The following is a 26,973-nucleotide window of genomic DNA, read 5'->3' on the forward strand; positions in this document are numbered from 1 at the left end:
TGATCCGCAGTATTCAGGCATACATATTTCCGGACAGAATTGCCTAAAACAAAGGCAATTTCCACCTCAAGTCCCATTGCCGGAAAAACATGCGAAACAATTCACCGGTCAGCCAAAAGGCATATTCCTTTCCCGCGGATCAAACCCTGGTGTCCGTGACCGACCTCAAGGGCCGCATCACCTACTGCAACGCGGCGTTCATCGAGGTCAGCGGCTTCACCGAGAGCGAATTGCTGGGCCAGCCGCACAACATCGTGCGCCACCCGGACATGCCGGAGGAGGCCTTTCGCGACATGTGGGCCACCATCGGGTCCGGCCTGCCGTGGACAGGGCTGGTGAAGAACCGACGCAAGGACGGTGACCACTACTGGGTGCGGGCCAACGCCACGCCCATGAGGGACGGGGAGCGCATCGTCGGCTTCCTGTCGGTGCGCACGGCGCCGCAGCGCGCCGAGGTGCAGGCGGCCGAAGCGCTGTATGCCCGCATGCGCGAGGACGCGCACCAGGGCCGCCGCGGTCTGGCGCTGCACCGGGGCGCCGTGCGGCGCACGGATCTGGCAGGCCGCATGCTGGCCGCGCTCAAGCCCGGTCCGGCCGGCCGCATCGCGGCGCTGCAGGTCGGCGCCGCCGTGGCCGTGGCCGCCGCGGCGCAGGGGCTGCCCGCCGGCGGCTGGGTGGCCGCCCTTCCCGTGGCGGCGCTGGCCTCGTGGCTGTTGTGGCGTCAGACCATGGCCCCGCTGCACGGCGTGCTGGACCAGGCCTACCGCCTGGCCTCCGGCGACCTCGCCTGCCCCGTGCAAACCGGCTCGCCCGGCCTGGCCGGCGAGCTACAGCAGGCGCTCAAGCAGCTCTCTGTCAACCTGCGCGCCGTGGTGAGCGACACGCGCACGGGCGTGCAGCAGACGGACCTGGCCTCCACCGAGATCGCCGCGGGCAACGACGAGCTGGCCACGCGCACCGAGTCGCAGGCCAGCAGCCTGCAGCAGACCGCCGCCTCCATGGAGGAGATCAGCAGCACCGCGCGCCAGAGCGCCGACGCCGCCGGCGAGGGGGCGCGCCAGGCCAGCGCCACGGCCGAGATCGCGCAGCGCAGTTTCGAGGCGGTGCAGGCCGTCTCCGACACCATGCAGGACATCGCCGCCTCTTCGCGCCGCATCGAGGACATCATGAAAGTGGTGGAGGACGTGGCCTTCCAGACCAACATCCTGGCGCTCAACGCCGCGGTCGAGGCCGCGCGTGCCGGCGAGCAGGGCCGGGGCTTTGCCATCGTCGCGGGCGAGGTGCGCTCGCTGGCGCAGCGTACTACCACGGCGGCGCACGAGATTCGCGCGCTCATCACCGAATCGTCCTCGCGCGTGGCCGACGGCACGCAGCGCGCCGCCGACGCGCGCGCCCGCATGGAAGGCGCGCTGCGCTCGGTGACCGACGTGAGCCGCACGCTGGAGCACATCCGCCTGGCCGCCTCCGAGCAGCAGCGCGGCTTCTCGCAGATCAACGAGGCCGTCACGCACCTGGACACCATCACGCAGCAGAACGCGGCCATGGTGGAGGAGCTTTCAGCCTCCGCGCACTCGCTGGAGCGCCAGGTGGAAGCGGTGCGCAACTCCATGCGCATGTTCCGGCTCTCGCCGGGCGAGGCCACCGTGGCCGAAGTCAACGCCGTGGAGCTGCGCAAGGCCGCGCGGCAGCACGCACCCAAGCCCGTGCCCGCCCGCGCGGCCACGCCGGCGCGCGGCGGCCGCGGCGCCAAACTCTCCTTGGCGTAAGCCGCCCAGGGGAAACACCAGCCCCAGGCTGGTGCGGGCGCACCTGTTTCCACCCATAATGGTGCTTGACAGGCGCGCGACATGACCGATCGGGATGATCGGTTGCGGGACCAACCAGCCCGCGCTGTGAACGGAACTTGCGTTGTCCGCGCGCCTTCCGCCGAAAGCAAGCACAACTCTTTCGGCGGCCTGTTGCCTCAGGGAACACCACCCGCGGGCGCATTCGCATCACCCGATGCCGCCAACCGGCATCGGACGGACCACGACACATCCCATGTCCAAGCTTCGCCAGATTTCCATCCGTACCCGCTTTTTGCTGGTCATGACGCTGGTGACCGCCGCCCTGGTGGTCGTAGGCGTCTGGGGCTGGGCCTCCACGGCCAGCAGCATCTCCACCGTCTCCCGGCTGTTCGACCAGGCCACCGCGGCCAGCGCCGCCGCCGGGTCCTTGCGCGAGTCGCTGTCGGCGCTGCGGCGCTTCGAGGCCGCGATGATCGCCCAGGCCGTCTCCAACCCCAGCGAGGTCGAAACCTACTTCGCGCAGTGGAAGGCGCGGCTGGCCGACTTCAAGAAAAGCGGCCAGGCGCTGCTGGAGGCCAGCAACCAGGCCGCGGACATCGCCGCACTGGTGGACAAGCAGCAAAAGCTCGCCGGCGAGTACGCCGACGTGATCACGCCCATCGCCGAGAAGCTGCAGGCCGCTCAGATGGACGCCTCCGCCGCGCTGGCCTACGCCTCGACGGCCGACGACACCGTCAAGGAGCTGCAGGCCACCAGCGAGGCGCTGCAGCAGGCCCAGCTCGCCAACGAGGCCGCCACGCGCGCGCAACTGGCCGACGGCATGGCGCTGGCCTCGCGGCTGCGCCTGGCGCTGGTGGGCGGCGTGCTGGCCATCTTCCTGCCGCTGATGGCGCTGACGCTGCGCTCGGTGTGCGGCCCGCTGGACGAGGCCGTGGCGCTGGCGCGGCGCATCGCCCAGGGCGACCTGAGCACGCCGCCGCCCGTGAGCGGCCGCGACGAGACGGCGCGGCTGCTGTCGGCGCTGGGCGACATGCAGTCGCACCTGCGCCGCCTGGTGGGCCAGGTGCGCGAAGCCGCCTCAAGCATCCAGCTCGCCAGCGCCGAGGTCGCCAGCGGCAACACCGACCTCTCGCAGCGCACGGCCAGCACCGCGGCCAGCCTGCAGCGCGCCGCGGCCTCCATGCAGCAGCTCAGCGGCACGGTGGGCAGCAGCGCCGAGTCGGCGCAGGTCGCCAGCCGCCTGGCCGGCAAGGCCGCCGAGGTCGCCTCGCGCGGCGGCGCCATGGTGGCGCAGGTGGTGACGACCATGCAGGACATAGACGCCAGCTCCAAGCGCATCGCCAACATCATCGGGACCATCGACGGCATCGCCTTCCAGACCAACATCCTCGCGCTCAACGCCGCGGTGGAAGCCGCGCGCGCCGGCGAGCAGGGCCGGGGCTTTGCCGTGGTGGCCGGCGAGGTGCGCGCCCTGGCGCAGCGCAGCTCGGAAGCGGCGCGCGAGATCAAGGACCTCATCGGCAACAGCGTGGAGAAGGTGGGCAACGGCGCGCGGCTGGTGAGCGAGGCCGGCACCACCATGGGCGAGATCGTGGACGGCGTGCGCCGCGTGGCCGAGCTCATCGGCGAGATCAGCGACGCCGCCGGCGCGCAAAGCGGCGACATCGGCCAGGTGCACGCCACCGTGCAGCAGCTCGACGCCAGCACGCAGCAGAACTCCGCGCTGGTGGAGCAGTCCGCCGGCGCCGCCATGAGCCTGCGCCAGCAGGCCGAGCGCTTGACCAGCGTGGTGGCGACGTTCCGGCTGGAAGCCGGCGCGGGTCCGGCCCTGGCCTGACGCGGCCGGCGCCAGGGGCGGCGGCCAGGGCCGCGCGCCGTACGGGCAGCGGCGTGCGGGCGCCGTGCCGCACGCGCGGGCCAGGCAGCACACCAGCCACGCCCATGCGGCGCCGGCCGACCCGGCTTGTCGGCAAACGCCTACGCGCGGCGTCGGCGTTGGACGGCAGGCCGGCGCCCGCGCGCACCCCACACTGCGGCCCTGCATGAACCCACCTTCAGACAGGACCACGATGAACACCGAAGTTGCGGCGCTTTCCCTGGCCGAGTTCGCCGACCACGTGCTGCCCGCCGAGATCCAGTACGAGATCGACGACGACGGCGATCTCACCTTCACCCCGGCCGGCGAGGCCTACTGGCGCCCGCTGTTCCAGAAGTGGGGCTTCGACTACAGCCGCCGCCTGCCCGGCGACGCGTTCGAGGACATCTCCACGCTCATCCTCATGCAGGAGATGCAGGGCCTGCACGCCGCGGCCGTGCCCTGCTTCGCCCGGCCCTGCGCCGCGGCCTGAGCACTGCGGCCTGAGCGCCCGGCGGCGCCCTACTCCCCACTGGCGAGCAGCGCGAACGCGCGGCCGCCCACGGCCACCTTCTCCCCGGCCGGCAGGGCATGCGCGGGCGCGTCCGGCTCGGTTGTGTCCATGAGCACCAGCCACTGGCCGTCCGGCTGCGGGTGCGCGGGCAAGGTGAAGTGCACGGGCTCGTGCCAGGCGTTGAACAGCAGCAGCACGCTGGCGTCGTGCGCGGCGCGAGGCACGGCGCTGGAGGGCGCGCGGCCGTCCAGCAGCATGCCCAGGCAGCGGGTGTGCGGGTCGTCCCAATGCGCGGCGTCCATCTCCGAGCCGTCGCACGACAGCCAGATCACGTCGCGCACGCCCTCGCTCTGGCCTGACGCCTCGGCCGTGGCCTGGCCGGTGAGAAAGCGCTTGCGCCGCAGCACCGGAAAGCGCCGGCGCAGCTCCAGCAGCCGCCGCGTGAACTCCTGCAGCGCCCAGCCGCGCGCGTCCACCTCGGACCACTGCAGCCAGGAGAGGTCGTTGTCCTGGCAATAGGCGTTGTTGTTGCCCTGCTGGGTGCGGCCCAGCTCGTCGCCGGCCAGCAGCATGGGCGTGCCCTGCGACAGCAGCAGCGTGGCCAGCAGGTTGCGCTGCTGGCGCGCGCGCAGCTCCAGCACCTCGGCATCGTCCGTCGGCCCCTCGGCGCCGCAGTTCCAGGAGCGGTTGTCGCTGTGGCCGTCGCGGTTGTCCTCGCCGTTGGCGTCGTTGTGCTTGTCGTTGTAGGACACCAGATCGGCCAGCGTGAAGCCGTCGTGGGCGGTGATGAAGTTGACGCTGGCCCAGGGCCGGCGCCCGCGGCGGTTGAAGCGGTCGGCGCTGGCGGTGAGGCAGCGCGACAGCGGCGCGGCCAGGCCCTCGTCGCCCTTCCAGAAGGCGCGCACGGTGTCGCGGAAGTGGTCGTTCCACTCGGCCCAGCCGGGCGGAAAGCCGCCGACCTGGTAGCCGCCGGGGCCGCAGTCCCAGGGCTCGGCGATGAGCTTCACGGTGGAGAGCACCGGGTCTTGCCGGCAACTGTCGAGAAAGCCGCCGCCCTCGTCGAAGCCGTAGGGCTCGCGCGCCAGGATGGTGGCCAGGTCGAACCGGAAGCCGTCCACGTGCATCTCCGTGGCCCAGTAGCGCAGGCTGTCGGTGACCATCTGCAGCACGCGCGGGTGGCTCAGGTTGAGCGTGTTGCCGGTGCCGGTGTCGTTGATGTAGTAACGGGGCTCGTCCGGCATGAGCCGGTAGTAGCTGGCGTTGTCTATGCCCTTGAAGCACAGCGTGGGCCCAAGCTCGTTGCCCTCCGGCGTGTGGTTGTAGACCACGTCCATGATGAGCTCCATCCCGCGCGCGTGCACGCGGTCCACGAGGTGCTTGAACTCGTCGATGAAGGGCCCGGCCATGTAGGCCGGGTGCAGCGCGAAGAAGCCCAGCGTGTCGTAGCCCCAGAAGTTGGAGAGGCCCTTCTCGATGAGCGTCTGCTGCGTGACGAACATCTGCACGGGCAGCAGCTCGATGCTGGTGATGCCCAGGTCGCGCATGCGCTCCAGCACGGCGTCCTGCGCCAGGCCCGCGAAGGTGCCGCGCAGCTCCTGCGGCACGTCGGGGTGGCGCATGGTGAAGCCGCGCAGGTGCGTCTCGTACAGCACGGTCTGGTCCCAGGGCACGCGCCGGCCCAGCTTCTGCTGCCAGCTGAAGTGCGAGTCCACCACCACGCTCTTGGGCATGAAGGGGGCGCTGTCGCGCTCGTCGAAGCTCAGGTCGCCGTCCGGGTGGCCCAGCGTGTAGCCGAAGAGTTCCGGCGCCCAGCGCAGCTCGCCCATCACGGCCTTGGCATACGGGTCCAGCAGCAGCTTGTTGGGATTGAAGCGGTGCCCCTGCAGCGGCGCGTAGGGGCCGTGCACGCGGTAGCCGTAGCGGGCGCCGGGCTGCAGCCCGGGGACGAAGCCGTGCCAGACCTCGTCGGTGAATTCCGGCAGCGCCCAGCGGTCGATCTCGTGCTCGCCGCTGTCGTCGTAGATGCACACCTCCACGCGCGTGGCGTGGGCCGAGAACAGCGCGAAGTTGACGCCTTGGCCGTTGAACGTGGCGCCGCGCGGAAACGGCTCGCCTTCCTCGGCGATCTTGACGCCGCGGGACAGTATCGGGTCGGACATGGGCTCCCCAGGGACTCGTGGTGGGCGCCCATAGGCAATCGGCGTACCGAGCAGGCACCGCTGAAATCGTCGCTTCCTCGCACCGCACCACGGGCACGGCGTGCTTGCCTGCTCCTGCAATTGCCGCGCTCACGTTTGGAGCAGGAGTTTTCAGCGAATTTCGAGTTAGCCCCTCCTTCACGTGATAAACCCCCGGCTTCATAAAAAACCCATTTGGCCGAATTTCGATTCAATTATCCTGACCGAAAGTCGGCATTTATTGATCGCATTTGCGCACGAAGTTTTCGGTATTTCACCATTTGGGTGCACACCGAATTTCTAAATTGGCAGTACGGAAAGGAATCCCATGGAAGCAGTGAATATGTCGCGGCGGCGGCTGGCGATGGCTTTGCCCGCCGGCCTGGCAGCACCGGTGCTGGCGGCGCCACCGGGAGGGAGGCGGCCCAATGTGCTGTTCATCTTGGCGGACGACATGGAGATGCAATTGCTGCCCTTCATGCCCAAGCTCCAGCGGCTGGTCACCGAGCGCGGCATGGAATTCAAGAACCATTTCGTGAGCCTGGCCATTTGCTGCGCCTCGCGGGCCACGATATTGCGCGGCCAGTTTGCCCACAACCATGGCGTGCGCGACAACCAGGGCCCCTACGGCGGTTTCGAACGGTTTTTCCTGGACGGCCGGGAAGACTCCACCATCGCCACCTGGCTGCAGCGCGCGGGCTACCGCACCGGCATCATCGGCAAATATCTCAACGCCTATCCCATCGCGGCGGCAGGGTCGAATTACGTGGCCCCGGGCTGGGACACCTGGGTGGTGCCCAACGGCGGCGACTATTACCGCCAGCTCGATTACTCGCTCAACGACAACGGCAATACCGTCGTTTTCGGCCGCGACCCGCGCGAGCATTTCCACGACCTGCTCACGCTGCGGGCCAACCAGTTCGTCCGCCAGGCCGCGGCCGACCCGGCCAGCAAACCGTTCTTCCTGTACCTGGCGCCCTACCTGCCGCACGGCCCCTCCATGGCGCCGGCGCGCTACCTGGACCTGCTGCCGGACGTGGAGATGCCGCGCACGCCCTCCTTCAACGAGGCCGACGTGAGCGACAAGCCGGGCTGGGTGCGGCGGCTGCCGCGGCTGGACGGCCCAACCATCAGCCGCATCGAAAAGTTCTACCGCCGCCAGCGCCAGGCCATGCTGGCGATAGACGACACGGTGGAAAGCCTGGTGCAGACGCTGCGCGACACGGGGCAGTGGGAGAACACGGTGATCGTCTTCACCTCGGACAACGGCTACTTCCGCGGCGAGCACCGCATTCCGGGCGACAAGCGCCGCGCCTTCGAGGAGTGCATACGCGTGCCGCTGGTGATGTGCGGCCCCGGCATCCCGGCCGGGCGGGTGACGCGGAAGATAACCTGCAACGCGGACTTCGCGCCCACATTGGCCGAGCTGGCCGGCGTCACGCCGCCCGGCTTCGTGGACGGGCGCTCGCTCGTGCCGCTGTTCAGCGGCGCGGCGCCGGCCGACTGGCGCCAGATGCTGCTGCTGGAGAGCCAGCCGCCGGAGGTCAACAGCGTCCACCAGGCCTACACCGGGCTGCGCACCGCCACCCAGCGCACCTTCGTGCAGTACGCCAACGGCGAGGGCGAGTACTACAACCTCTACGCCGACCCCTGGCAGCTCCAGAACCGCTATGCCGGCCTGCGCCCGGAGCGGCGCGCGGCGCTGGCCGCGCAGATGCGCGCCCTGCGCGATGCCAGCGGCAGCGCGCTGCGCCGCGTGGAGGAAGTGGCGCTGGAGCTGGACTGACGCACTCGGCCGCGCCCAACGCCCGCCGCGCCACCCGGGCCGGCCCCGGGCACCCCGGGCGGAAAGGTGCCGTTTCAATTTGTGCCGGACCGAAATCCGGCGCTGCGGGACCTTCGCCCCCGGCTCAGGCAGAGCCCGCAGGAGCATGGCCATGAAGCGGCAGATCAAGCCCGGCGCGCAGCGCAATGCGAAGCCCGTCAACCTCACGCGGCGGCGCCTGGCGCTGGCGCTGCCCGCGGCGGGCCTGGCCCGCGCCGCCCGCGCGGCGCCGCCGGGCGGGGCGCGGGCCAACATCCTGTTCATCGTCGCCGACGACCTGGACTACGGCATCTTCAGCCTCATGCCCAAGGTGCGCCGCCTCATCACGGAGCCGGGCCTGGAGTGCCGCAACCACTTCATCAGCCTCACCCTGTGCTGCCCCTCGCGCGCCACCATGCTGCGCGGGCAGTTCGGCCACAACCACGGCAACCTGGACAACCACGGCGACTACGGCGGCTTCGCCAAGTTCTTCCGCGACGGCCTGGAAAGCTCCACCTTTGCCACCTGGCTGCACGGCGCGGGCTACCGCACCGGCATGCTGGGCAAGTACCTGAACAACTACCCTTCCGAGGACTCCGGCAGCAACTACATCCCGCCCGGCTGGGACACCTGGTGGGTGGGCAAGGGCGGCACGCTCTACAGCCAGTACTGGTACACGGTCAACGACAACGGCACCTCGCGCAGCTACGGCGGCGAGCCGCAGGACCATTTTCAAAATGTGCTGCTGCGCCGCGCCCAGCAGTTCCTGCGCACGGCGGCGACCGACCCGGCGGGCAAGCCGTTTTTCCTCTATGTCTCCCCCGTGCTGCCGCACAAGCCCTACGTGGCGCAGCCGCAATACCTGGACCTCTTCCCCGGCGCGCAGGCGCCGCGCAAGCCCAACTTCAACGAAGCCGACGTGAGCGACAAGCCCGGCTGGGTGCAACGCCTGCCGCTGCTGGACGCCGCCGCCATACGCCAGGTCGACACCATCTACCGCAAGCGCCGCCAGTGCGCCGCCTCGCTGGACGACATGGTGGAGGCGCTCATACGCACGCTGCGCAGCACGGGGCAGCTCGCCAACACCTACGTGATCTTCACGTCGGACAATGGCTTCTTCCACGGCGAGCACCGCATCCCCGACGACAAGCGCCGCGCTTTCGAGGAGAACATCCGCGCCCCGCTGGTGGTGCGCGGCCCCGGCATCCCGGCCGGGCGCGTGGTGCGCCAGCTCACGGGCAACGTGGACTTCGCGCCCACCTTCGCGGAGCTGGCCGGCGTGGCGCCGCCCGCCTTCGTGGACGGCCGCTCGCTGGTGCCCCTGTTCAACGGCGCGCCGCCCGCACGCTGGCGCCAGCGCTTCTTGCTGGAGAGCCAGCCGCCGCAGGTCAACAGCGTCTACCTGTCCTACTCGGGTCTGCGCACCGCGGCGCGCCAGAACTTCGTGCTCTACGACAGCGGCGAGGGCGAGTACTACGACCTCGCCGCCGATCCGTTTCAGCTCGAAAACCGCTACGCCACCATGTCCGACGCGCTGAAAGGCGAGCTCAGGACCCAGGTGAATGCGCTCAAAACGTCGGCCGGCGCCGCGCTGCGGCGGCTGGAGGAAGGCTCCGGCGGGCAGCAGTAAGACGGGGGACCGTGCGGCGCGGCGCCGTGAAGCTCAGCGCCGCACGTCCGTCACCAGCGTAGGCAGCTCCCAGGCGCCGCCGGGCATGCCCCGGCACAGGCCTGTGGTCGCCTCCTTGGCGTGGACGAAGCGGCGCCCGTCCCAGGCCCATTGCTCCAGCGCCCAGCAGTCGCCCAGGCCGCGGCCGCGTTGGGCGGCATAAATGAGACCGTCCTTGTAGTCGGTGGCCGAGGCGGTGACGAGCTCGGCCTTGAACGGCGGCTTGTCATTGATGAGCCACATGCCTTCGCCGCTGTTGTAGGCAGCCGACCAGCACGAGGTGGAGACGAGCAGCCGCGTGTCGGACAGGCGCTGCACGTCCAGCGCGACGTCGGCGTCCTTGGTTTCCACCAGGCTGGGGCAGGCGGCGGCGTCCTCGCGCGGCAGGCTGGCGCGCAGCGCGGCCAGCAGGCCGGCGGGGGTTTTCTTCAGCCACTGCGCGTCCTCGGCCCGCGGCTTGGCCAAAGGCGCCACCGCCACAGCGGGCGCCGGCAGGGGCGGCAGCACGCCGGACTCGGCCGCCGCGCCCTTCCTGGCCAGCGCGCCCGCGGTGCCGAGGCGCTTTTGCATGTCGTCCATCTTGAGCAGCACGGCCGACGCGCCCTTGTCCGAGAGCTGCCAGCGCAGGCTGCCCAAGCTCCACTCGATGCTGCTGCTGCGCGTGAGCGCCTCCAGCAGCGCCTGCACCTGCGCGGCGGAGAGCGGGCCGCGCAGCCCGTCCTTGGGCAGCAGCACCGTGCCCAGCGACTGGCCGTTGACCTTCATGGCGAGATTGAGCGTGGCCGGCAGCTTCTTGAGCGCGGCCTCGTCGGTGATGTCCACGGCGAGCTGGCCGGTGACGGGCGTGCCGGCGCCCGCCTTGCGCGTGAGCAGCACGGAGACGGGCGGCGCCTCCTCACCCTTCTGGTAGCCCGCGGCGCGGCAGGTGCGGGTGTTGTCGCAGGCCAGCTCCCAGTCGAGGTGAGAGAAGTACTGGGCGGACGCGGCGGCCGAGGCCGCCGGCGCCGCGGTGCCCTGCGCCCAAGCCAGGGTGGGCACAAGCACCGGCCACCAAAGCACGGCCAGCGGCGCGTTCGCCAAGGGATTCATGAGACTGCAAGCGTTGAAATGGGAAACGCGCGATTGTCCCGCGAGCGCCACTGAAAAATGCCAAGGCGCAGGCCGGATTGCGTCAAACCCATTGCAAATTCAGTCACCGGAGCGAACGGCGGGTATCCCGAAGAAACCGCCACTCCAAGCCAGGCAAAGGCCGCTTGCAACGGACACAAGAAATCTTATTGCACGATGCGCACATTCGCCGTAGCCGGCGAGGTGGTGCCACGATTCTGCAAACCCATGATTTGCGTCATGAGGGACAGCACGTGCACCGTGCGGTTGGCAGGCCGGTAAGGGGGAACGTAGTAAGTCTCCCCCTGGTAATCAAACTCAAACACTTTTTTGTCCGGCTCTGCCACCGGCATGTCAAAGAGCTTGAAATCCCGCTCCCGCGTCGGCCCGTCAGCAAACAGCAGCGGCTGTCCGTTTGTATTCTGATACCTGACCACTTCTCCCAAGTAATACACCATGGCCTCGGGCGACCTCAACACCAACCTAGCATTCACCTTTTCGGCGCCGGCAGGCGCTGAATGTCCGGCCGATCCCGGTGGATTTTCCCTGTCCACCCCGGCACGGCTGGTGGCCACCATGGACGACACCTCGCGGGCCTGGTCCCGCACCTCGCTGGTCTTGAATTTGTATTGCTCGCAAGCCGTGCTGTTGGGCTTGTTCACCATGGTCAGGCTCAAATCGCCGTTGTCGGCAGCAAGGTGAAAGCCGGCAGCGGCGTCTTTTTCCTGCGTCACCACCTTGCCGCCCGCCACGGGCACCAGTCCGGCATTTTTGGCAGCGGCCGCACCCGCGGGGTCTTTCAATTGCGCCCCGTCCAGGGTGCCTGAGTAGTAAACAAATTCTCCGGTCGGCGTGCCGTCGATTTCACAATTGAAGAGCGTCGCCAGCAAGTCCGTAAAACGCTGGAATTCCGCGCTGCCCGGCGCATTGCGAACGCGCTCGCGCAGGCGGTTGTTTTCATCGAAGAATTCGATGGATTGCACGAACACCGGCAAAAGTATGGACATGGGCCAGCCCTGGTCCAGGTAATACAGCAGCAGCGAGGGTTTCACGGGCGTGGTGATGCCGCGGAAGAAATCCTGCTCGTTGAGCACCGTGATGTCCACGTTTTGCGAGGCATTCAGCGAGGGACGCAGCGTCAGGGCACTGGCTGCATCGCCGCCAACGGCAAATTCCGCCCCAATGCCGGGAATGCCCAAACCAAAACCATAAGGTGCCGAACGCACCGCCGATATTTGCGTGAAGTGCATGGGCATGCGGTTCACCGCCCGCGCCACGTTCAACGCCAGCAATTTGTTGTGCGCGTCCTCCTGCACGAGATTGGCGGAAACCGCGCTTTGGGACAGGGGCGCCGTCGTGCAGGCCGAAAGCGCCAGCGCCGTCATGGCCACCGCTACGGGGCGGGCCAGCGGTTCGCAAATTCTGTTGAATATAGTCCGTTTCGAGCTCTTGAAGCATTCACCAGCAAGCATTCCACAGCCCTGAAAAATAATGGGTCCGGGCCCCGCATGGGCCTCTGCTGTGATGTGCCCATGTATTTGTGCGCAGCAGCCTGAGAGTTTTATCGTCATCACGCGCCTGGCGGCAGTAAGCCTGAATACCCTTCTAAACCAATTTCTTCGGATTGGCGGCGGGCAACGGTTTTACATGGGTATCCCATTTGCTGACTTCAGGGCATTCACAAACAGGAGTAGCCCATGAGCCTGGAAAACCAAGCCGCCCAATCTTCGGCGTCGCAGGAAGAAATCAACGTGGACGACCGCGCCGCCGTGCAGCGCTGGAGCAAGGCCCTGGGCACCACGGATGAAGCACTGATGGGCGCCGTGCAGGCCGTGGGCACGCGTGTGGACAAGATCAAGGACTACCTGGGCGCCGGCGGCATGGCCGGAGACCAGGAGGACGCCTGAGGCCGGCTTTCAGGCGCTCGCGGCGCCTGAAAGCCGTGACGCGCCACTGACGGCGCGCCCGGCCGGTCCCGCCGCCGTTCAGACGGCCTCGTCGTCCGCCTCCAGGCGCACGCGCTCGAAGGCGTCGCGCTCGCGCATCACCTTCTCGATGTAGCGGTAGGCCTTGCCGGAGTACTTCACCAGCGCGCGCGGCAGGCTGGATTCGGCCTCCATGTACTCGGCCAGGATGCGGGTGCCCACGGCGATGTTGGTCTCGGGGTGGAACAGCGAGGCCTCGGCCGTGACGGCGCGCGCCTCCTGCACCTTGTCCATGTGGAAGCGCGGCACCACCTGCATCAGCCCCTGCGCGCCGTAGCCGCTGGTGGCGCGCGGGTTGAACGTGGACTCGCGCGAGATGATGGCCAGCACCAGCGAAGGCGAGATCGAGTAGCGCGAGGCCGCGTCGTAGGCCGCGTTGACGATGCGCGCGGCCAGCGTGGTGGAGGTCTTGTATTCGGCGGAGATGAAGCGCGCCAGGGCGCCCTTCTCGGCTTCCGCCGCAGCCTGCGGGCTGAGCTGCAGGGCGGGCTGCAACGGCGTGCCTTGCGGTGCGCCAATGGGGGCGTCGGCCGGCAAGGCGGCGTTCTGCCAGGCCTGCAGCAGCGACTGCGCCTGGACGCCGGGGCTGGCGGCACTGAAGCTCAGCGCCAGAAAAGCCATCGCCGCGGCAAGCGCCGGACGTCGTCGGCGCGGTGTGGTGACAGGAGTCATCACGGTGTTCCTCGTTGTGCGGCGCCGGCTTTCCGCTCGGGGCGAAGCAGCCGGCACGCGTGTCGTCCGGAACAAGCGTGCACACACCCTCCCGCGGCCCAAGGAAAGAGGGCCGGCGGCGGCAAGTCACGAGCCGGACAGGCTGATCCCAACGCCTGCCCACAACCGCTCTTGGCGGCCCAAGCTGCAAGCGTCGAACCACGACCCCACACGAACGCGACGGCTCATACAGCCACCGAGGCAACGGCGTGCCCGGCTCGTGGCCGGAACCGCGGCAGCCTGCAAGGCCGCCGCGCGCCATCCCCATCCAGTGCGTTCACCGTGGGACACATCCTGCAGGCACAACCACTGGGCTGACGGACCGTGAAATACGTCACGGCACCTGCAAGACGGGCGGAGTCTAAAGGGCGATGCCCTGCCTCCGCCAAATGGGGGACATAAATCCCCCACGGTTACTTCAAGCCACGAAAAAGAATGCAACGCAGCCGCAGGCATGGGCACATCCGGCTGGACAAGCGCCCCGCTGCCGTTGTTGGGCCCGGCAAGGCCTACGGAAAACACGCCCGCATCCCCTAGGGGGATTTACCTACAGGTTGCTCCCGCAACCTGAAGCCGCGGCGACGCGGCGCCCTACTCGCCCTGCAGCCCGTACTTGCGGATCTTGTCGTTGAGCGTGGTCTTGGGGATGCGCAGCGCCTTGGCGCTGCGGGCGATGTTGCCGCCCTGGCGCTGCAGCTCCGCCCGTATGAGGCTGCGCTCGTAGCCCTCCACGCACTCGGACAGCGACAGGCCGCTGTCCTCGCCCGGCACGGGCAGCGCCCCCGGCATGGCGGCCAGGTCGGGGGGCGCTGCCGCGGCGACGGCGGCCGGCTCGGCCGCCACGCAGCCCACCTCCATGCCCGGCACGCTGGCGCGCACGCCGAGCACCAGGCAGTCGGCCACGTTGCGCAGCTCGCGCACGTTGCCCGGCCAGTCGTGGGCCATGAGGGCGTGCATCTGCCGCGTGCCCAGGTCCGGCTGCGGCCGGCCGTAGCGGCTGGCGGCCAGCAGCATGAAATGCTCCAGCAGCAGCGGGATGTCCTCGCGCCGCTCGCGCAGCGGGGGCAGCTCGATCGTCACCACGTTGAGGCGGTAGACGAGGTCGGCGCGGAAGGAGCCCTGTTTCGCGCGGGCGAGCAGATCGTCCTTGGTGGCGGCCACCACGCGCGTGTCCACCGGGTGCGCGGCGTTGGAGCCCAGCCGCTCCACCACGCGCTCCTGCAGCACGCGCAAGAGCTTGATCTGCACGCCCATGGGCATGCTTTCCAGCTCGTCCAGGAACAGCGTGCCGCCGTGGGCGTGCTCGATCTTGCCCACGCGCTTTTTCTGCGCGCCGGTGAAGGCACCGGCCTCGTGGCCGAACAGCTCGCTGTCGAGCAGGTTGTCCGGCAGGCCGCCGCAGTTGAGCGCCACGAAGGGCGCGCCGCGCCGGCGCGAGAGCTCATGCAGCGCCTGCGCCACCACCTCCTTGCCGGTGCCGGTTTCGCCGTGGATGAGCACGTCCACGGGTGAGTCGGCAACGTCCATCACCAGGCGGCGCACGCGCTCGATCTGCGGCGAGCGGCCGACGATCTTGCCTTCCACGCCCCCGCGGTCGCGCAGCGCGCGGCGCAGCGAGGCCACTTCCAGCGTCAGCGAGCGCTTTTCCAAGGCCCGGCGCACCACTTCCACCAGTTGCTCCGGCGAGAAGGGCTTGGTGATGAAGTCGTAGGCGCCGCTGCGCATGGCCTCCACGGCCAGGCTCACGTCGCCGTGGCCGGTGATCATGATGGCGGGCAGGTCGCCGTCGAGCTCGCGGCAGCGGCGTATGAGCGAGAGGCCGTCGGCGCGCGGCAGCCGCATGTCCGTCACCACCACGCCGGGGAAGCCCGCCTCCAGCTTGGGCAGCGCCTCCTCGGCCGAGCCCACGGCCTCAACCTCGAGGCCCGCGAGCTGCAGCGCCTGCACGCAGGCGATCTGCATGTGGAGGTCGTCTTCGACGAGCAGGACGGTGAGATCAGCGGTGTTCATGGGCAGTGGCACGAGGGGCGGGCTCGATTTTCAGGCGGCGTCAGGTGGCGCCGCCGGCAGCCGCAGCGTCAGCCGCGCGCCGCCCTCGGGGCGGTTGGCCGCCTCCAGCTCGCCGTGGAAGTCGCGCGCGATGTCGCGGGAGATCACCAGGCCCAGGCCCAGCCCGGCGCCCACGGGCTTGGTGGTGAAGAAGGGTTCGAACAGGCGGTCCAGCGTCTGCGTGGAAAAGCCGCTGCCGCTGTCCAGCACGTCAATGCGCACGGCCGGGGGCTGCGCGTCGGCCTCCAGCGCCGCGCCTATGGCCAAGGAGCGGCCCTGAGCGTCGCGCATGGCGTCCAGCGCGTTGGCCACGAGGTTGATCAGCACCTGTTCCAGCCGGTTCTGGTCGCACCAGGCGAAGACGCGGCCGGCCTCGCAGTCGTTGTGCAGCGTCACGCCCTCCTTGGCGATGCGCTGCTGGAACAGGAACAGCGCATTGCCCACGGCCACGGCCACATCGCAGCGCGCGGGAATGGCCGGCGACTTGCGGGCAAAGGCTTTGAGCGGCTGGATGATCCCGCCCATCTGGTCCGACAGCCGCGCCACCATGTCCAGGTTGCCGGCCACGGCCTGCAGGTTGCCGCGGCGCAGGAACTCGGCGGCGTTGCCGGAGAGCGTGCGAATCGCGCCCAAGGGCTGCGTCAGCTCGTGCGTGATGCCGGCGGCAAGCTGGCCCACCACGGCCAGCTTGGCGGCTTGTATCAACTCGTCCTGCGCCGAGCGCAGCGTCTGCTCTGCCTGCACGCGCTCGGCCACCTCGCGGCGCAGCCGGCCGTTGGTCTCGGTCAGCACGCGGGTGCGGCGCGCCACCTTCTGCTCCAGGTTGGCGTTGGCCTGCTCCAGCAGGCGCTGCGCCTCCAGGCGCTGGCGCTGGATGCTGCGGCGCTGCCCCAGGAACAAGGCCAGCAGCACGACGAAGCTGGCCGCCAGCGCGGAGAGCATGGCGTGCTCCAGCGCCTGGTTGCGCGCGCCACGCAGGTCCAGGAAGGTGAGCAGCCGCCAGTTCATGCCGTCCAGGCTGCGGCCGAACATGAGCATGGGCGTGCGCAGCATGGCCTCGCGCGGCGAGGCGCCGCCCTGCACCGTGCCGTCCAGCACCTGGCCGTCCTCGTCGAAGCGCAGGTGCACGTGCAACGGGAACGGCGGGATGGGCAGCTCGTTGTAGAGGCGGCTGATGTCCACGTCCACGCGCTGCTCCATGGGCAGATCCACCAGCGCGGTGTAGCGCCACGCCGGCTCGGAGGACATGATGACCACCTGGTTGGCGTCGGCCAGCAGCGCCGGCGCGCCGAGCATGGACCAGGCCTGGTCCACCGCCTGCAGGCCGATCTTGATGGTGGCCACGCCCACCACGCGCGCACCGTCGCGTATGGGATGCGAGACGAAGTAGCCCGGCTCGCCGCGCGTGATGCCGATCGCGAAGTGCCGGCCCACGCGGCCGGAGAGCGCTTCGAGGAAGTAGGGGCGGAAGGAGAGGTCCTCGCCCACCAGGCTGTCGTCGCCGTCGGCGGCGTTGCTGGAGGCCAGGACGATGCCGCGCTCGTCCAGCACGAAGATGGACACCGCGCCCACGTGCGCGTTGAGCCGGCGCAGGTAGTTGTTGACGGCGTCCACCCGCGCGGGCCTGCGCGGCTCGCGCAGCAGGCCCAGCACTTCGGGATTGAGCTGCACCGTGGCCGGCACGTACTCCAGCCGCTTGACGATGCCCTCCACCGCCATGGCGAAGAGGTCCAGCCGGTGGCTGGCCTCGGCGCGCAGCGCGGTGGTGGCAAAGCGTTCGCTGATGGTGAAGCCCAGCCAGCCGCTGCCCAGCACCACGGCCAGCGCCAGCAGGCCCAGCAGCAGGCGCCGGCGCGGCGACAGCCGCGCTTCGGGTCGGGGCAATGCGGGTGGAGGCGTGGTCATGCTGGGCGCCGGGGCCTGAGGGGCCGGCGCAGCCGTATTGTCGGCCACGCCCCCGGCGGCGCCCGCGTCCGGCGCAGGCGGCACGGGCGGGTGCGGCGTTTCAGCCGTGCTGGCGTGCGGCGGGCTCAGGGATACAGCCCCCGCTCCTGGCGCGACATCAGGATGCGCTCGCAGGCCACGGCGAAGGTGGCGGTACGCAGCGTGATCTGGTGGCGGTCGGCGGTGTTCCAGATTTGGGCCAGGGCGTCGATCATGATCTTGTCCAGGCGGGCGTTGATCTCGTCCTCGGTCCAGAAGAAGCTGGAGAAGTCCTGCACCCACTCGAAGTAGGAGACCGTCACGCCGCCGGCGTTGCAGATCACGTCCGGCACCACCAGCACGCCGCGCTCGCGCAGCACGTCGTCGCCCTCGGGCAGCGTCGGCCCGTTGGCGCCTTCGAGCACCATGCGGGCCTGGATGCGGTTGGCGCGGGCGGCGTCGATCTGGCCTTCCAGCGCGGCGGGGATGAGGATGTCGCAGTCCACGTCCCAGAAGCTTTCGGCGTCAACGGCCTCGCCGTCCGGGTGCGCGGCCACGCCGCCGCCGGCGGACTGCACGGCGCGCAGCTTGTCCAGATCGAAGCCCTTGGGGTTGACGCGCGTGCCGGTGTGGTCCTGCATGGCGACGACCTTGCAGCCCGCGGCCACGAACAGCTCGGCCGCCGTGCTGCCCACGTTGCCCAGGCCCTGCACGGCCACGCGCGCACCCTGCAGCGACAGCCCGATGCGCCGCGCGGCCTCGCGCCCGGTGACGAACACGCCGCGGCCCGTGGCCTTTACGCGGCCCAGCGAACCTCCCAGGTGAATCGGCTTGCCCGTGACCACGCCGGTCGCGGTGGAGCCGATGTTCATGGAGTAGGTGTCCATCATCCAGGCCATGACCTGGGCGTTGGTGTTCACGTCCGGCGCGGGGATGTCGCGCTGCGGGCCGATGATCAGGCCGATCTCGCTGGTGTAGCGCCGGGTCATGCGCTCCAGCTCCTTGATGGACAGCTGCGACGGATCGACGCGGATGCCGCCCTTGGCGCCGCCAAAGGGCAGGCCCACGGCCGCCGTCTTCACCGTCATCCACGCGGAAAGGGCCATCACCTCCTCCAGCGTCACGTCGGGGTGGAAGCGTATGCCGCCCTTGCCCGGGCCGCGGCTCAAGTTGTGCTGCACCCGGTAGCCCTCGAAATGGCGCACGCTGCCGTCGTCCATTTCGATGGGCACGTCCACGATCAGCGCGCGCTTGGGCCGCTTGAGCGTTTCGACCCACTTGGCCAGGTGGCCGATGTAGGGCACCACGCGGTCCACCTGCGAGAGGTAGGTGGCCCAGGGGCTGTGCGGCGCTGTGCCGACGAAGGACAAGGGAGTGGACACGTCGTTCATGGAGTCTCCTGGCTGAAATTTGAAAACCAAAGAAGCAGCACGGCCCGCGAGGGGCTCTTTTTCTCAAACGTCAAACGCATTCCGGGAGCAGGCGCCCCGCTCGTGGGGGCGCGACGGCGCGGGCGCACGGGCGTGCGCCGGCCTGGCCGCGGGGCGCAAGAGGGCCCGCGGCATCGAGAGGTGGGGAGGGAGAACGCAGGGACGGCGCCGCGTGCCGCGCCGTCCGTGGCGCAGCTCAGTGCTGCAGGATCTTGGAGAGGAATTCCTTGGCCCGCGGCGAGCGCGCCTCGGGGCTGCCGAAGAACTCCTGCTTGGTGCAGTCCTCGATGATGCGGCCCTGGTCCATGAAGATCACGCGGTGGCTGACCTTGCGGGCGAAGCCCATCTCGTGCGTCACGCACATCATGGTCATGCCCTCGTTGGCGAGCTGCACCATCACGTCCAGCACCTCGCCCACCATCTCCGGGTCCAGCGCGGAGGTGGGCTCGTCGAACAGCATGACGATGGGGTCCATCGACAGCGCGCGGGCGATGGCCACGCGCTGCTGCTGGCCGCCGGAGAGCTGGCCGGGGAACTTGTCCTTGTGCGCGCTCAGGCCCACGCGGTCGAGCATCTTCAGGCCGCGCTTGAGGGCGTCGTCCTTGTTGCGGCCCAGCACCTTGATCTGCGCCAGCGTGAGGTTTTCCGTCACCGACAGGTGGGGAAACAGCTCGAAGTGCTGGAACACCATGCCCACGTGGCTGCGCAGCTTGGGCAGGTTGGTCTTGGGGTCGGCGATGCTCACGCCGTTGACGACGATGTCGCCTTTCTGGATGGGCTCCAGCGCGTTGACGGTCTTGATGAGCGTGGACTTGCCGGAGCCCGACGGGCCGCACACCACCACCACTTCACCCTTTTCGATGTGCGTGGTGCAGTCGGTGAGCACCTGGAAGCTGCCGTACCACTTGCTGACGTTGCTGATCTTGATCATGGTGTTGCTCACTCAACGGATGATGGCAATTTTGGCCTGCAGGCGCTTGACCAGCATGGACAGGCTGAAGGAAATCACGAAGTAGACGCAGGCCGCGAACAGGTAGGTCTCGATGGGCCGGTTGAAGTTCTTGCCGGCGACCTCGAAGCCCTTGAGCAGGTCGTAGGCGCCGATGGCGTAGACCAGCGAGGTGTCCTGGAACAGGACGATGGTCTGCGTGAGCAGCACCGGCAGCATGTTGCGGAAGGCCTGGGGCAGGATGACGAGCTGCATGCTCTGCCGGTAGCTCATGCCCATGGCCTGGCTGGCGTAGACCTGGCCCTTGGGCACGCTCTGGATGCCCGCGCGCATGATCTCGGAGTAGTAGGCGGCCTCGAACAGCGTGAAGGTGATGGTGGCCGACACCTCCGCCCCCAGCGAGCGGCCCACCAGCATGGGCACCAGCAGGAAGAACCACAGGATGACCATGACCAGCGGGATGCTGCGCATGGTGTTGACGTAGGCCGCGGCCGGCACCGCCAGCACCGCCTTGCCCGACAGGCGCATGAGCGCCAGCACCGTACCCAGCGCGATGCCGCCGAGCATGGCCACCAGCGTGAGCTGCAGCGAGAAGGCGAAGCCGCGCGAGACGTAGTCCACCAGCACGGAGCCGGTGAGGAAGGAGAAGTCGAGATTCACTTGGCACCTCCGGTGGCGAGGCCCGGCACGCGCATGGCGCGCTCGATGAAGCTGGCCACGCGGTTGACCACCAGCGCCGACAGGAAGTACAGGCCCGTGACGGCGAGATAGATTTCCACGCCGCGCGAGGTTTCCTCCTGCGCCTGCATGGCGAACATGGTCAGCTCGGCGATGGACACGGCGAAGGCCACGGCCGAGTTCTTGATGATGTTCATGCTCTCGCTGGTCAGCGGCGGCACCACGATGCGCAGCGCCATGGGCAGCAGCACGTGGCGGTAGGTCTGGGCCAGCGTCAGGCCCATAGCCAGGCCCGCCATGCGCTGGCCGCGCGGCAGGGCCTGTATGCCGGCCTTGACCTGCTCGGCCACGCGGGCGGAGGTGAAGAAGCCCAGCGCGAACACCACCAGCACCAGGCTGGGGAGCTTTTGCAGCGCGGGGAAGACCTGCGGCAGCACGTGGTACCACATGAAGATCTGCACCAGCAGCGGGATGTTGCGGAACAGCTCCGTCCACGCATTGCCGAACCAGCGCCACGGTGCCGAGGGCAGCGTGCGCAGGATGCCGATCAGGATGCCGGTGGCCAGCGCCACCACCAGCGCCAGGCTGGAGACGGACAGCGTCCAGCCCCATGCCGACAGCAGCCAGTCCAGATAAGTGACGTCACCGTTGCTGCCGAAACAGCTTCCCGTGGGCTCCTCGCCCAGGGTGCTGTTGCAGAAGACTTGCCAGTCCCAAGTCGCCAAGGTCTTTCTCCTTCGTTAACCGCCCAACGCGCAGCGCCAGCGGATCAGTACTCCATGAAGAAGCGCTGGATTTCCCGCGCGTCGGTCGTGCGCGTGAGCGCCAGGGCGGCCAGGATGCGGGCCTTTTGCGGGTTCAAGTCGTGGGAGACGACCCAGTCGTACTGGTCATCGGGCTGCTCGGCGTTGCGCAGCACGAAGCCGCCGCCGGTCACGCGCGCGGAGCGGATGATCTGCACGCCCTGCTGGCGCAGCTCGCGCAGCGCCGGCACCACCTGCGCAGAGACCGAGCCGTTGCCCGTGCCGGCGTGGATGATGGCCTTGGCGCCGTTGGCGGCCAGGGCCTTGTAGGCCACGTCGGTGGCGTTGCCGCTGCCGTAGGCGATGCCCACGCTCGGCAGCGACTTCACGCTGTCGATGTTGAACTCGGAATTGACGGTGTGGCGCTTGACCGGGGCGCGGAACCAGTAGGTCTTGCCTTCCACCACCATGCCCAGCGAGCCCCAGGGGCTCTTGAAGGCTTCGGTGCGGATGTTGATGGTCTTGGCGACGTCGCGGCCGGAGAAGATCTCGTCGTTCATCACCACCAGCACGCCCTTGCCGCGCGAGGCGCGGTCGCTGGCGGTGGCCACGGCGTTGTAGAGGTTGAGCGCGCCGTCGGCCGACAGCGCCGTGCCCGGGCGCATGGAGCCCACCAGCACCACCGGCTTGTCGGTGGGCACCACGAGGTTCAGGAAGAAGGCGGTCTCTTCCAGCGTGTCGGTGCCGTGCGTGATGACGATGGCGTCCACGTTGTCCTGCTTGGCCAGCGCGGCCACGCGGCGGCCCAGGGTCAGCAGGTGCTCGTCGGTGAAGCTCTCGGAGGCGATCTGGAAGACCTGCTCGCCGCGCACGTCGGCCAGCTTGGCGATCTCGGGAATGCCGGCGATGAGCTTGTCCACCGGCACCTTGGCGGCCTGGTAGGTGGCGCTGTTGGCGGCGCTGGCGCCCGCGCCGGCAATGGTGCCGCCGGTGGCCAGGATCATGACTTGCGGCTTCTGTTGCGCATGCACCGAGGCGGCCAGCGCCAGGCCCAGCAGCGCGGCGGCCAGCGAACGGGTGAACTTCTTCGTCAGCATGGGAGGTTTTCCTCTTTCGGTGAAAAGCGATTCGGGAGGGGAGTTCCCCCCGCGCCCTTTTGCGGCGCGGGGGCTCCGTTGCGGCGCCGCGGCGGTTGGCCGGGCACGGTGCTCAGGACATCGGGGCGGTGGACGGCGGCGCTATCCGAGCGGCCTGTCGTTGGGGTTGCGGTACAGCTCCAGCAGCCCGTCGGAGGGCGGCCAGTTCAGGTTCAGGCCCTTGGGCGGTATGGGGCGCTGGAACCACTTGGTGTAGAGGGCGCGGGCCTCGCCGGAGCGCAGCAGCCGCTCCAGCGCACGGTCCACGACCTGTTTGAACGCGGTATCGCCTTGGCGCAGCATGCAGCCGTACACCTCGGACGCCAGCGGCGTGCCCACCACCGTCCAATCGTCAGGCTTCCTGGACTTGGCGCGCTCGCCGTAGAGCAGCGCGTCGTCGTGCACCACCGCTTGCGCCTTGCCTTCTTCCAGCATCTTGAAGGCGCTGCCCTGGTCGCGCGCCAGGGCGATGTGAATGCGCCGGCCGTGGCTTTCGTTGTAGGTGCGCAGCATGCGCTCGGACGTGGTGCCGGTGGTCACGGCGGCGGTCTGGCCTTCCAGGTCGGCGAAGTCGCGCAGGCCGGAGTCCTTGTGCACCAGCATGCGCAGGCCCACCACGAAGATGGAGGTCGAGAACGACACCAGCCGCTCGCGCTCCACGGTGTGCGAGGTGGCGGCGCATTCCAGGTCCACGGTGCCGTTCTGCACGAGCGCGATGCGGTTCTGCGCCGTCACGGGCACCAGCCGCAGCGTCAGCGCCGGCAGCTTGAGCTCGGCCTTGATGCCCTCCAGCACCCGCAGCGACAGCTCATGCGAGTAGCCCACGACCTGCTTCCTGCTGTCGTAGTAGGAGAAGGGCATCGCGTACTCGCGATGGCCGAGGTTGATGGTGCCGGTCTGCGCGATGCGCTCCAGCGTGCCCATGTCCTGCGCGCGCACGCCCGCCGCGGCCAGCACCAGGGCCAGCAGCGGCAGCAGACGGGGACGCAGGCGAAAGGACATGGACAACGGTTCCTTGCGGGTTGGGCGGTGCGGAAATCCGCACGACGCGCTTTACATCGCAGGGAGCGTGCCAAAGGTCCGGATGGCCGTTAGGCGCCCGTAAGTCCTTGATTCATCGTGCCGCGGCGGGCTCAGGCGCGCCTCAGGCGGACGGAAAACCGACGCCTGCCCCGCCGCAGGCGGACGGGCGGACGGATTTCCGTCCCTTCCCGCAGGCGCGTGGGCTCACACCGGCAGCTCAAACGACAAGGCCACGCCGAAGGTGCTGCCCTGCCCCGGCGCGCTCTGCAGCGTCAGCTCGCCGCCCATCATCCCGACCAGGCGGCGGACGATGGACAAACCCAAGCCCGTGCCGCCGAAGCGCCGCGTGGTGGAGCTGTCGGCCTGGGTGAAGGGCTCGAAGATGCGCGCCTGCTTGGCCGGGTCTATGCCTATGCCGGTGTCGGCCACCTCCAGGCGCAGCGTGGCTTGCCGTTCGTCGCGCTCCACCTCGCGCACGCGCAGCGTCACGCGGCCCTGGGCCGTGAACTTCACGGCGTTGCCCAGCAGGTTGATGAGCACCTGCTTCAGCCGCAGCGGGTCGCCCAGCAGTTCCGCGGGCAGGCCCGGGGCGGCGTCCAGGACGAGGGCCAGCTTCTTGGCATCGGCCTGCGGCCGCACCAGCGCCACGGCGCCGTCCAGCAGGTCCGGCAGGTTGAAGCGCACCTGCTCCAGCCGCATCTCGCCGGCTTCGATGCGGGAGAGGTCCAGCACGTCGTCGATGAGCGCCAGCAGTTGCGCGCCGGCCTGCTCGACGTGGCGCACAAAGCCCTGGGCGCGCTCCGGTAGCTCCATGCGGCCCAGCAGGTGGCTCAGGCCGATCACGGCATTGAGCGGCGTGCGGAATTCGTGGCTCATGTGCGCGAGGAAGGTGCTCTTGGCGCGGTTGGCGGACTCGGCCTGCGCCGTGCGCTGGCGCAGCGCCTGCTCCAGCCGCTTGCGCTCGCTCAGGTCGCTCACCACGCCCAGGAAGCCCGTGGGCTGGCCTTGCTCGTCGCGCAGCACGCTCACGTTGACCAGCGCCGGAAAGCTGCTGCCGTCGGCGCGCGTGCAGCGCCATTCGCCGCCGGGCACGGCCGGCCAGCGCCGGGCATGGGGCTCGGAGCGCGGCCACAGCACGCGGCGCACCTCCTGCGGCAGGCCGTGTATGCGCCGGCGCAGGGTGCGCTTGTCTATGAAGTCCAGCACCGGGCGGCCCACGGCGTGTATGGCCGGCAGCCGCAGCAACTCCTCGGCGGCCGGGTTGAGCGTGGTGATACGCCCGGCCATGTCGGTGGCGACGATGGCGCTGGCCGCGCTGTTGAGCACGGTGCGCAGCTCGCCCGTGCGCTGCTGCACGCGGCGCTCCAGCAGGTTGCGCGCGATGCGCTGGTCGTGCACGTCGGTGGCCGAGCCGAACCAGCGCTCCAGGCGCCCCTGCGCGTCGCGCACGGGTTGAGTACGCAACAGGTGCCAGCGGTATTGCCCGTCGCGCCGGCGTATGCGGTGCTCGTGCACCACGCCGTCCCCGCTGCGCAACGATTGCCGCCACAGCGCCCGGGTGTCCGGCAGGTCGTCGGGATGGACGGCCGCCATCCAGCCGTCGCCCAAGCCGTCGTGCTCGGACAGCCCGGTGTACTCGCTCCAGCGCCCGTTGAGCCACTCGACGCGCCCAAGCGGGTCGTTGCTCCACAACAAGTCGGGCACCAGGTCCACCAGCGCGCGGAAGTGCCGCTCGCTGGCGCGCTGCGCGGCCTCGGCACGGTGGCGGGCGCTGAGGTCCACGGTGACGGCCAGCATGGTGGGCTCGCCGCCGGGCTCCTCCGGCTCCAGGCGCGTCACGCTGCTTTGGGCATGCACGCAGCTGCCGTCCGGGCGCAGGTAGCGCTTGTCCAGCACGGCGTAGCCCTCGGGGCCCAGCACGCAGGCCACGGCTTCCAGCGTGGCGGGCAAGTCCTCCGGGTGCGTCACGTCGGTGACGGACAGGCCGCACACCTGCTGCGGCGGCAGGCCGACGATGCGCGCAAGCTCCGGGTTGGTGTGCAGGATGCGCCCGTCCACCGAGATCTCCGACAGCCCCACCGACGCACGCTCGAAGATCATCGCCAGCCGCGACTGGCTGGCGCGCAGCGCCGCCTGCGCCCGCGCCGTGGCCAGCATCTCGTGGCGCACGCGCTCCAGCAGCGCCTGCTGCGCGGGGGGCAGGTGGTGCGCGCCGGCGTCCCCCGGCACCATGCCGGTGAGGTCCTCCGCACGGTGCAGGATCAGCGCGACGCGCCCGTCCGCCCCCGGCATGGGCACGTTGACCGGGCTCCACCAGCGTTCCTCGAAGCCGCCGCCCTGCGCCGCGGGCCGGCGTATGGGGTAGCGCTGCAGCGGCATGGTGTCGGCCTGGCCGGTGGCCAGCACGCGCTGCAGCGAGGCACCAAGCTTGGAAACGCCATCGGCGTGCGGGTCGTCGGGGTCGTCGGGGAAGGCTTCGAACAGCGGGCGCCCCAACAGATCGTCGCGCCGCCTCATGGTGGCCAGCAGGTAGGCGTCGTTGACGGCCACGATGTGCCAGTGCGGCGGCTGGAGCACCAGCAGCGGCGAGGGCGTGGCCTCGAACAGGACACGGAAGTCGGCCGACAAGGCGTCGGCGCCGGCCGGTTCGGCACCGGGCTGCGGCGCGGGGAATTCGGGGCGCTGATGGGCGTTCATGAAGCTGCTCGTACAGGCCCGGCCGGTTGCGCGAGGCCTGCCCTCCCTGGATCGCGACGGCGCCGCCGCCTGCAGCAACGCTCACCGCCTCAGCCCAGAAAACCGTCACCTGTCCGGCTTGCGCCTTCACGCTGCCGCCCTGGGCCTGTGCGCCGCAGCCTGCAATCGGCATGCCCCTGCGGCAAGCCTCCGATGGTGCCAAGGGGTGTGAACTTGTTTCCCGCGCCAGCAGCCTTCGCGGCGGCCTTCAGGGCGCGCCCAAGGCCTGGTGGAAATGCACCCAGGCCAGGGCCAGGCGGGCCTTGGCCGAAACGACGGCGTCGGCCTGCGCCAGCAGTTGCGCATAGCCCTCCAGGGCCTGTGCGCTGGCCAGGAAGCGCTCATCCCCCCCGGCGCCACCGTCGCGCGCATGGCGGCCTTGGAAATGCCTTTCGCTGCGCTGCAACTGCTCCAGCGCCAGGGCCAGCGCGGTGTGGGCCGAGCTCAGCGCCTGCAGCGGCCGGGCCAGTTCGGCCGGGCTGTCGTCCGGCACCGCCGTGGGCGGTTCTGCCTCGAAGGAGGGCAGCGCCGCGGCGCTCAGGCCCGCCGGCAGCGACACGGACAGCGTGCCGGAGACGGGGCCGGCGATCACTTGCCACGAGGCCAGGTAGGCGTCGTGCAGTTGGAGGTGCACGCAGAGCTGGTCCTGGGCCGCGCGCACGCGGGTGTCCAGCCGCTCCAGCGCCGCGGCGGCCTC

Annotated in this window: 20 protein-coding genes; 6 read left to right on the forward strand and 14 right to left on the reverse strand. The window is 69.5% G+C overall.

The annotated features are described in order from the left end of the window. Positions 1 to 149 precede the first annotated feature (149 nt). The 3 genes from SM757_RS13700 (at position 150) to SM757_RS13710 (ending at position 4,135) form a co-directional block, all read left to right on the forward strand. Entirely contained in the window at positions 150 to 1,766 is a 1,617-nt protein-coding gene (locus tag SM757_RS13700; RefSeq protein WP_322465899.1) for a methyl-accepting chemotaxis protein, read from the forward strand. A 274-nt stretch (positions 1,767 to 2,040) separates the two neighbouring features. After that, on the forward strand, positions 2,041 to 3,624 hold the full coding sequence (locus tag SM757_RS13705; protein WP_322465900.1) for a methyl-accepting chemotaxis protein: 1,584 nt from the start codon (positions 2,041 to 2,043) through the stop codon (positions 3,622 to 3,624). A 232-nt stretch (positions 3,625 to 3,856) separates the two neighbouring features. Next, complete coding sequence (locus SM757_RS13710; protein ID WP_066342549.1) at positions 3,857 to 4,135, forward strand: hypothetical protein; 279 nt, start codon at positions 3,857 to 3,859, stop codon at positions 4,133 to 4,135. 29 nt (positions 4,136 to 4,164) lie between these two features. On the opposite strand, the gene glgX is transcribed toward SM757_RS13710, so the two are convergent. Continuing rightward, complete coding sequence (gene glgX, locus SM757_RS13715) at positions 4,165 to 6,315, reverse strand: glycogen debranching protein GlgX (protein ID WP_322465901.1); 2,151 nt, start codon at positions 6,313 to 6,315, stop codon at positions 4,165 to 4,167. 346 nt (positions 6,316 to 6,661) lie between these two features. On the opposite strand from glgX, the gene SM757_RS13720 reads away from it, so the two are divergent. After that, a complete protein-coding gene (locus SM757_RS13720; RefSeq protein WP_322465902.1) occupies positions 6,662 to 8,119 on the forward strand; it encodes a sulfatase family protein in 1,458 nt (485 codons plus the stop codon). A gap of 151 nt (positions 8,120 to 8,270) precedes the next feature. After that, positions 8,271 to 9,767 (forward strand): sulfatase family protein, encoded by a 1,497-nt coding sequence (locus SM757_RS13725; protein ID WP_322465903.1) that lies wholly within the window; start codon positions 8,271 to 8,273, stop codon positions 9,765 to 9,767. Positions 9,768 to 9,800: 33 nt separating this feature from the next. Here the strand turns inward: SM757_RS13725 and SM757_RS13730 are convergent, their stop codons facing one another. Then, positions 9,801 to 10,895, reverse strand: a complete 1,095-nt coding sequence (locus tag SM757_RS13730; protein ID WP_066342545.1) for a DUF1176 domain-containing protein — start codon at positions 10,893 to 10,895, stop codon at positions 9,801 to 9,803. Between the two features lie 185 nt (positions 10,896 to 11,080). After that, the gene (locus tag SM757_RS13735; protein ID WP_322465904.1) at positions 11,081 to 12,298 is read right to left on the reverse strand and encodes a hypothetical protein; all 1,218 of its coding nucleotides are present in this window, start codon (positions 12,296 to 12,298) and stop codon (positions 11,081 to 11,083) included. Positions 12,299 to 12,610: 312 nt separating this feature from the next. On the opposite strand from SM757_RS13735, the gene SM757_RS13740 reads away from it, so the two are divergent. Then, entirely contained in the window at positions 12,611 to 12,820 is a 210-nt protein-coding gene (locus SM757_RS13740; RefSeq protein WP_066342543.1) for a DUF3606 domain-containing protein, read from the forward strand. A 78-nt stretch (positions 12,821 to 12,898) separates the two neighbouring features. Here the strand turns inward: SM757_RS13740 and SM757_RS13745 are convergent, their stop codons facing one another. From SM757_RS13745 to SM757_RS13795, 11 genes are all read right to left on the reverse strand, one after another. Further along, entirely contained in the window at positions 12,899 to 13,570 is a 672-nt protein-coding gene (locus SM757_RS13745) for a transglycosylase SLT domain-containing protein (RefSeq protein WP_322465905.1), read from the reverse strand. 630 nt (positions 13,571 to 14,200) lie between these two features. Next, entirely contained in the window at positions 14,201 to 15,619 is a 1,419-nt protein-coding gene (locus tag SM757_RS13750) for a sigma-54-dependent transcriptional regulator (protein ID WP_322465906.1), read from the reverse strand. 30 nt (positions 15,620 to 15,649) lie between these two features. Further along, entirely contained in the window at positions 15,650 to 17,563 is a 1,914-nt protein-coding gene (locus tag SM757_RS13755; RefSeq protein ID WP_322465907.1) for an ATP-binding protein, read from the reverse strand. Positions 17,564 to 17,688: 125 nt separating this feature from the next. Next, complete coding sequence (locus tag SM757_RS13760) at positions 17,689 to 18,972, reverse strand: Glu/Leu/Phe/Val family dehydrogenase (RefSeq protein WP_407655756.1); 1,284 nt, start codon at positions 18,970 to 18,972, stop codon at positions 17,689 to 17,691. A 235-nt stretch (positions 18,973 to 19,207) separates the two neighbouring features. Beyond that, complete coding sequence (locus SM757_RS13765; RefSeq protein WP_322465908.1) at positions 19,208 to 19,942, reverse strand: amino acid ABC transporter ATP-binding protein; 735 nt, start codon at positions 19,940 to 19,942, stop codon at positions 19,208 to 19,210. A gap of 12 nt (positions 19,943 to 19,954) precedes the next feature. Further along, on the reverse strand, positions 19,955 to 20,620 hold the full coding sequence (locus SM757_RS13770; protein WP_066340921.1) for an amino acid ABC transporter permease: 666 nt from the start codon (positions 20,618 to 20,620) through the stop codon (positions 19,955 to 19,957). Then, positions 20,617 to 21,363, reverse strand: coding sequence for an amino acid ABC transporter permease (locus tag SM757_RS13775; protein WP_066340919.1), 747 nt, complete (start codon positions 21,361 to 21,363; stop codon positions 20,617 to 20,619). Before SM757_RS13775 ends, SM757_RS13770 begins: the two co-directional genes overlap by 4 nt. 44 nt (positions 21,364 to 21,407) lie before the next feature. Further along, positions 21,408 to 22,478 carry a type II asparaginase gene (locus tag SM757_RS13780; protein WP_322465909.1) on the reverse strand — a complete coding sequence of 357 codons (1,071 nt, stop codon included), beginning with the start codon at positions 22,476 to 22,478 and terminating at the stop codon, positions 21,408 to 21,410. A 141-nt stretch (positions 22,479 to 22,619) separates the two neighbouring features. Beyond that, positions 22,620 to 23,519 (reverse strand): transporter substrate-binding domain-containing protein, encoded by a 900-nt coding sequence (locus SM757_RS13785; RefSeq protein ID WP_322465910.1) that lies wholly within the window; start codon positions 23,517 to 23,519, stop codon positions 22,620 to 22,622. Between the two features lie 225 nt (positions 23,520 to 23,744). Next, positions 23,745 to 26,237, reverse strand: a complete 2,493-nt coding sequence (locus SM757_RS13790; protein WP_322465911.1) for a PAS domain-containing hybrid sensor histidine kinase/response regulator — start codon at positions 26,235 to 26,237, stop codon at positions 23,745 to 23,747. Positions 26,238 to 26,484: 247 nt separating this feature from the next. After that, positions 26,485 to 26,973: hypothetical protein (locus tag SM757_RS13795; protein ID WP_322465912.1), on the reverse strand; the 489-nt coding region annotated here is incomplete at its 5' end.

The sequence above is a fragment of the Azohydromonas lata genome, assembly GCF_034427735.1.
Classification (GTDB): Bacteria; Pseudomonadota; Gammaproteobacteria; order Burkholderiales; family Burkholderiaceae_C; genus Azohydromonas; species Azohydromonas lata.

What these genes read in the sequence shown, in the direction of transcription:
- SM757_RS13790 (WP_322465911.1), bottom strand. Translation starts at nt 26,237, where the DNA reads ATGAACGCCCATCAGCGCCCCGAATTCCCCGCGCCGCAGCCCGGTGCC.
- SM757_RS13725 (WP_322465903.1), top strand. Translation starts at nt 8,271, where the DNA reads ATGAAGCGGCAGATCAAGCCCGGCGCGCAGCGCAATGCGAAGCCCGTC.
- SM757_RS13750 (WP_322465906.1), bottom strand. Translation starts at nt 15,619, where the DNA reads ATGAACACCGCTGATCTCACCGTCCTGCTCGTCGAAGACGACCTCCAC.
- SM757_RS13755 (WP_322465907.1), bottom strand. Translation starts at nt 17,563, where the DNA reads ATGACCACGCCTCCACCCGCATTGCCCCGACCCGAAGCGCGGCTGTCG.
- SM757_RS13760 (WP_407655756.1), bottom strand. Translation starts at nt 18,972, where the DNA reads ATGAACGACGTGTCCACTCCCTTGTCCTTCGTCGGCACAGCGCCGCAC.
- SM757_RS13730 (WP_066342545.1), bottom strand. Translation starts at nt 10,895, where the DNA reads ATGAATCCCTTGGCGAACGCGCCGCTGGCCGTGCTTTGGTGGCCGGTG.
- SM757_RS13765 (WP_322465908.1), bottom strand. Translation starts at nt 19,942, where the DNA reads ATGATCAAGATCAGCAACGTCAGCAAGTGGTACGGCAGCTTCCAGGTG.
- SM757_RS13735 (WP_322465904.1), bottom strand. Translation starts at nt 12,298, where the DNA reads ATGACGGCGCTGGCGCTTTCGGCCTGCACGACGGCGCCCCTGTCCCAA.
- SM757_RS13745 (WP_322465905.1), bottom strand. Translation starts at nt 13,570, where the DNA reads ATGACTCCTGTCACCACACCGCGCCGACGACGTCCGGCGCTTGCCGCG.
- SM757_RS13785 (WP_322465910.1), bottom strand. Translation starts at nt 23,519, where the DNA reads ATGTCCTTTCGCCTGCGTCCCCGTCTGCTGCCGCTGCTGGCCCTGGTG.
- glgX (WP_322465901.1), bottom strand. Translation starts at nt 6,315, where the DNA reads ATGTCCGACCCGATACTGTCCCGCGGCGTCAAGATCGCCGAGGAAGGC.
- SM757_RS13710 (WP_066342549.1), top strand. Translation starts at nt 3,857, where the DNA reads ATGAACACCGAAGTTGCGGCGCTTTCCCTGGCCGAGTTCGCCGACCAC.
- SM757_RS13705 (WP_322465900.1), top strand. Translation starts at nt 2,041, where the DNA reads ATGTCCAAGCTTCGCCAGATTTCCATCCGTACCCGCTTTTTGCTGGTC.
- SM757_RS13740 (WP_066342543.1), top strand. Translation starts at nt 12,611, where the DNA reads ATGAGCCTGGAAAACCAAGCCGCCCAATCTTCGGCGTCGCAGGAAGAA.
- SM757_RS13720 (WP_322465902.1), top strand. Translation starts at nt 6,662, where the DNA reads ATGGAAGCAGTGAATATGTCGCGGCGGCGGCTGGCGATGGCTTTGCCC.
- SM757_RS13780 (WP_322465909.1), bottom strand. Translation starts at nt 22,478, where the DNA reads ATGCTGACGAAGAAGTTCACCCGTTCGCTGGCCGCCGCGCTGCTGGGC.